Origin of the sequence: Mesorhizobium sp. M1E.F.Ca.ET.063.01.1.1 (genome assembly GCF_003998155.1) — a bacterium.
Classification (GTDB): Bacteria; Pseudomonadota; Alphaproteobacteria; order Rhizobiales; family Rhizobiaceae; genus Mesorhizobium.
The window spans coordinates 1-4,436 of record NZ_RZSC01000504.1; the positions used below are offsets into that span (position 1 = coordinate 1).

6 protein-coding genes and 1 pseudogene are annotated in these 4,436 nt (G+C 60.6%); 2 read left to right on the top strand and 5 right to left on the bottom strand.

What is annotated here, in order from left to right:
• From EOA29_RS43255 to EOA29_RS26485, 3 genes and pseudogenes are all read right to left on the bottom strand, one after another.
• A pseudogene (locus tag EOA29_RS43255) lies at positions 1-129 on the bottom strand (ABC transporter permease); the annotation flags it as partial.
• A 2-nt stretch (positions 130-131) separates the two neighbouring features.
• On the bottom strand, positions 132-977 hold the full coding sequence (locus EOA29_RS26480; RefSeq protein WP_126094141.1) for an ABC transporter permease: 846 nt from the start codon (positions 975-977) through the stop codon (positions 132-134).
• Between the two features lie 8 nt (positions 978-985).
• Positions 986-2,068, bottom strand: a complete 1,083-nt coding sequence (locus EOA29_RS26485) for a spermidine/putrescine ABC transporter substrate-binding protein (RefSeq protein WP_126094140.1) — start codon at positions 2,066-2,068, stop codon at positions 986-988.
• Positions 2,069-2,160: 92 nt separating this feature from the next.
• On the opposite strand from EOA29_RS26485, the gene EOA29_RS26490 reads away from it, so the two are divergent.
• Positions 2,161-2,775, top strand: a complete 615-nt coding sequence (locus EOA29_RS26490) for a TetR/AcrR family transcriptional regulator (RefSeq protein WP_126094139.1) — start codon at positions 2,161-2,163, stop codon at positions 2,773-2,775.
• A 29-nt stretch (positions 2,776-2,804) separates the two neighbouring features.
• Here EOA29_RS26490 and EOA29_RS26495 read toward each other — a convergent pair whose 3' ends face one another.
• Positions 2,805-3,005, bottom strand: coding sequence for a DUF2905 domain-containing protein (locus tag EOA29_RS26495; protein WP_126094138.1), 201 nt, complete (start codon positions 3,003-3,005; stop codon positions 2,805-2,807).
• A gap of 210 nt (positions 3,006-3,215) precedes the next feature.
• Here EOA29_RS26495 and EOA29_RS26500 point away from each other — a divergent pair, with 210 nt between their 5' ends.
• Positions 3,216-3,779, top strand: a complete 564-nt coding sequence (locus tag EOA29_RS26500; protein ID WP_126094137.1) for a DUF2569 family protein — start codon at positions 3,216-3,218, stop codon at positions 3,777-3,779.
• Positions 3,780-3,982: 203 nt separating this feature from the next.
• On the opposite strand, the gene EOA29_RS26505 is transcribed toward EOA29_RS26500, so the two are convergent.
• A partial coding sequence (locus EOA29_RS26505) for a tyrosine-type recombinase/integrase (RefSeq protein ID WP_145969807.1) occupies positions 3,983-4,436 on the bottom strand: 454 nt, incomplete at its 5' end.

A 4,436-nucleotide genomic window follows, 5' to 3' on the forward strand; every position in this document is an offset into this window, starting at 1 on the left:
GGTGAAGGGCGGGATCGGGAACGAGGTCGCCTGCAGCGAAAACAGCACCAGCACCACCACCGGCAGGAAGATGAAGCCGTAGATGGCGACGGCATAGAGCCAGGCGGCGATGCGGACGGCGGCGCGCATCGTCAGGCCCGCTCGATCTTCAGCCAGCGGGCGCAGGCGAGATAGGCGACGGTGACCACCGCCATCAGGATGATCGACAGCGCCGAAGCCAGCGGGAAATCGCCGCGGCGGCCGATCTGCATCATCACCAGTTGCGGCATGACCAGCTCGTTGTTGCCGCCGAGGATCTGCGGCGTGATGTAGTCGCCGATGCAGAGCACGAAGGTGAGGAAGGCGCCGACCATGATGCCGGGCAGGGTGAGCGGCAGCACGACATGCAGGAATGTGCGCACCGGCCCTGCGCCGAGATCGGCCGCCGCCTTGCGGTAGCTCGGGCTAAGCTGCTTGAGATTGGCGAAGATCGTCAGCGTCAGCAGCATGACGAAGAAATGCACGAAGCCGGTGACGGTGGCGAAGCGCGTATTGGCAAGCTGCAGCGGCTCGGCGATCAGGCCGATGCCGGTCAGCGCCCGGTTGATGACGCCGTTTTGCGCCAGCACCAGCAGCCAGGAATAGGAACGCACGACGTAAGACGTCCAGAACGGCAGCACGGCCAGCATCAGCGCCAGCCGCTGCCAGCGCTCCGGCACTTGTTCCGCGAGGATCCAGGCGAAGGGATAGGCGAGCAGGATCGAGATCACGGTGACGATCGCCGTCACCTCCAGCGAGTTCACCATCGCCCGCCAGTAAGACGGATCGGTGAAGAACTGGCTGTAATTGGCTAAAGTCAGCCCACCGCCTTCATGCGCCGTGAGGCTGGAAAGCCCCATGGCGATGAAGGGCAGTACGAAGAAGGCAAGCGTCCACGCCAGCGCCGGCGTGACCAGCGCCCAGGGCAGGGCACGCGAGTTGCTTCCGGAAATGCTCATCGGCCGATTTACTGCGCCTGCAGCATTTCGGTCCACATATCCTGCATCTTCTTGTCGAGGTCGGCGTTGGGCGCCGAATAGGCCTGGGCCCGTGCCAGGAAGCCCGGCTGCTCGTCGAAGCGCAGGGTCTTCTTCTGCTCGTCGCTCAGCGCCGCCTTGGTGTTCGCCGGCATGCCCCAGTAGCAGGACGAGGTGGCAAGCCGCGCCTGGCCCTCCGGGCTCATGATGTATTGGATGAACTTCAGCGCCATGTCCTTGTTCTTGGAATCCTTGAACATGGCCAGCGACTGCGACCAGAGCACCGCGCCTTCCTTCGGGATCGAGAAGTCGAGCGCCGGGTTTTCCTTGGCAAGACCGGCCGTCACCCACTCGCCGCCGCCGACAAGGATGTCGACCTCGCCGGTGGCCAAAGCGGTTTGGCTGGCGGTGACTTCGCCGACCAGCTTGGCGTTGGCTTTCATCTTGAGGAGCTCGGCCTTGAGGGCGGGAAGGTCGGCCTCGGTGAGATCGGCCGTCTTCTTGCCGATGGCCAAAGCCGCCATGCCGATCACCGGCAGATAATAGTCGTATATCGCGATCTTGCCCTTGTATTTGTCGCCGGTGAGCGACGCCAGCGACTGCATGTCGGCCGGATCGACCTTGGTCTTGTTGAAACCGATCGTGTTGTAGCCGAACTTTTCGGTGATGCCGTAGCGCTTGCCGTTGACGACGGTGGACTTGTCCATCTTCACTTCCGCGAAGAGGTCGGCGAAGGGCAATTTGTCTTCGGGCAACGGCTCGAACAGGCCTTTTTCGACGCCGCGCGGAACGTCGATGGAATCGATCACCATCACGTCCCAGTCGCCGGGCTGCGACTGCTCGACGATGGCGAGACCGGCGCCGGTGCCCTCGAATTCCTTGACGTTGACCTTGACGTTGTTGGCCTCCTCGAAGGGCTGCAGCAGCGCCGGATCGGAGTGATCGCACCAGATCAGCGCGTTGAGATCGGCGGCCCGAGCGCCGCCCGCTGCGATGAGCAGCGCCGCGGCCGCGCAAGCGGCTCCGAGACGGGACTTCAGGGTGGAAAGCGGATTCCGGGCATTGGCGGTCATCGAGTGTTCTCCCTGCCTTGCTGGCTTCTTACGGAAAAGTTGAACCAATTCTAAAATTGAGTCAATTATGATTTTGTGGCAGAGAGGCCGATATGAGCGGATTGCGCGAACGACAGAAGGCGGACCGGCACCGTCGCATCATCGATGCGGCCACCTCGCTGTTTCGCGAAGCCGGCTATGAAGGCGCCAAGATCGAGGCGATCGCCGCGCAGGCCGAGGTCTCGATCGGCACCATCTACAATTACTACCAGAACAAGGGCGACATCCTCGGCGCCATCGTGTCGATGGAGGTCAACGAGGTGCTCAATGCCGGGCGAGGCGTGGTCGCCAGCCCGCCCGCCAATGTCGGCGACGCGCTCGACACGCTGATCGGCATCTATATCGAGCACTCGCTGAATTATCTGAGCAAGGAGATGTGGCGGCAGGCAATGGCGATCTCGACGCAATTGCCCGACAGCCCGTTCGGCCAGGCCTATACCGCGCTGGACCGTGAGTTGACCGAGCAGATCCGGGCGTTGATCGCGCGGCTGCAGGAGATCGGCCTGGTGCGGTCAGACATCGACGGCCCGGCGGTGGGCGAGCTGATCTTCAACAACATGAACATGATGTTCATCGAGTTCGTGAAGAGAGATGAGGCGAAGATACCGGACCTGCGCGCGGCGATTCGAAGGCAGAACAGGATCTTGGTGGCGGCGATTGGGATGTGAGACGATCGAGGCGAGGGCCGGAGCATCCCCTAACGGTTGATCAGCCATAGGATCGCCGAGAGCACGACGCTGATCAGTATTCCGGTGGTGATGGGAACGTAGAGTCTGAAGTTCTCACGCTCGATCACGATGTCACCGGGCAACCTGCCAAGGCCGATCCGGGTCACCCAGGGCCACAGCAGGCCTATGGCGACCATGCTGAGACCAATGACGATCAGTGTTCGCGACATGGCAGCATCCAGTCGGAATAGCATCTTGCCGGAAATATAGGGCGACGGGTCTTGCCGGCAGCGCCAGGTTCGAAGCCTGCTCTGGTTTCGGCTATCGGACGACTTTCGTCACTTGGACCGCGAAGGCGGCGCTTTACTCCCCGAGATTGCCTCTTGAGTTGAAATTGAGATCTTCTACAACCTAGAAGGGCATCTTGAGGGAGGGGTTGGATGCAATTTTCCATCTGGCATTGGGCAATCGTTCTGCTGCTGGTCGGTGTGCCTGTTTTCTTTGCCGTCCGCTCGGCGGCCAAGCCGTCGCAGAATCCAGGCGACTTAGTGGGATTTGGAGGCTGGTTGATGCTGCTGGCAATCGGCCAGACCTTGGCGCCGTTCCGCACGCTGGCCGAGCTGTTTTCCTCGAGTGAGGGTTACCGGCAGCTCATGACGTTACCTAATGGCCCTTTGGCCGTCTGTGGCGAAATCGTGCTGTTGCTGGGGTTTACACTGCTGCAATTGGTTGTTCTCGTCGCAATGCTACGGCGGAGCCCTCGTTTCAAACAGCTATTCCTGTACCAGTGGATCGCGATCCCATTTGTGTTCGCGCTCGACGCTGTTTGGACCTCAACGATTCTAGGCGCACCAATCAGCCAGGTTCTCGCGGGAGATGCGCTGGCAGCACCTATCGCCGGATTTGTTCTGACCGGGATCTGGGTTGCCTATGTGTTCAAGTCGGTGAGGGTAAGGAATACGTTCGGTGGAACAGCCGCCGGCGAAGTTGCAACAGCCTCGTAGCAAGGTCGCTTTGGTCCGTTCGCACGTCTAGCGACCTTCGGGTGGCCTGCCATCCGAAGCTCGAAGAGCGAAGGATGGTGCCCCCGGCAGGGATCGAACCCGCGACCTTCGGTTTACAAAACCGCATATCGACATTGATTTTGTTATATAATTTGCCGATATGTTGCAGATATGTTGCATGGAGCCAATGGTAACGGGCGGAATTAGCCGAAAAGACTGGACTCCATTGCAGCCATTTTGCTGCGGTCATCGTCTTCCGATGGGAACAAATACCCGTACACGTCATAGGTCATTTGCAGCGACGCGTGGCCCATTAGGTTCTGCACCTTCTTAGGTGCGAAGCCCTGTTCGATGAACAGCGCTGCGGCGGCATGCCGAAGCGCGTGAAGGCCAAACTTGGCTTCCATGATTGGCTTGCCGTCTTCGCCCAACTTGTCGGTCTTGGTTGCAATTCCGGCTGTGATCTGTGCGGGATGGAAAACGCGGTGCAACAGATTGGCGTGCCCCTCGACGGCGCCCGTCGTGGTCGGGAAGACGAGATCCAAATCGCCTGTCGGGCACTCCTTCTTCCACGTCTTCAACATGGCGACGGTGCCAGCCGAAATTGGAATGTCACGCGTGCCCGCGTCGGACTTCGGCGGGCCGAATTCGCCATAC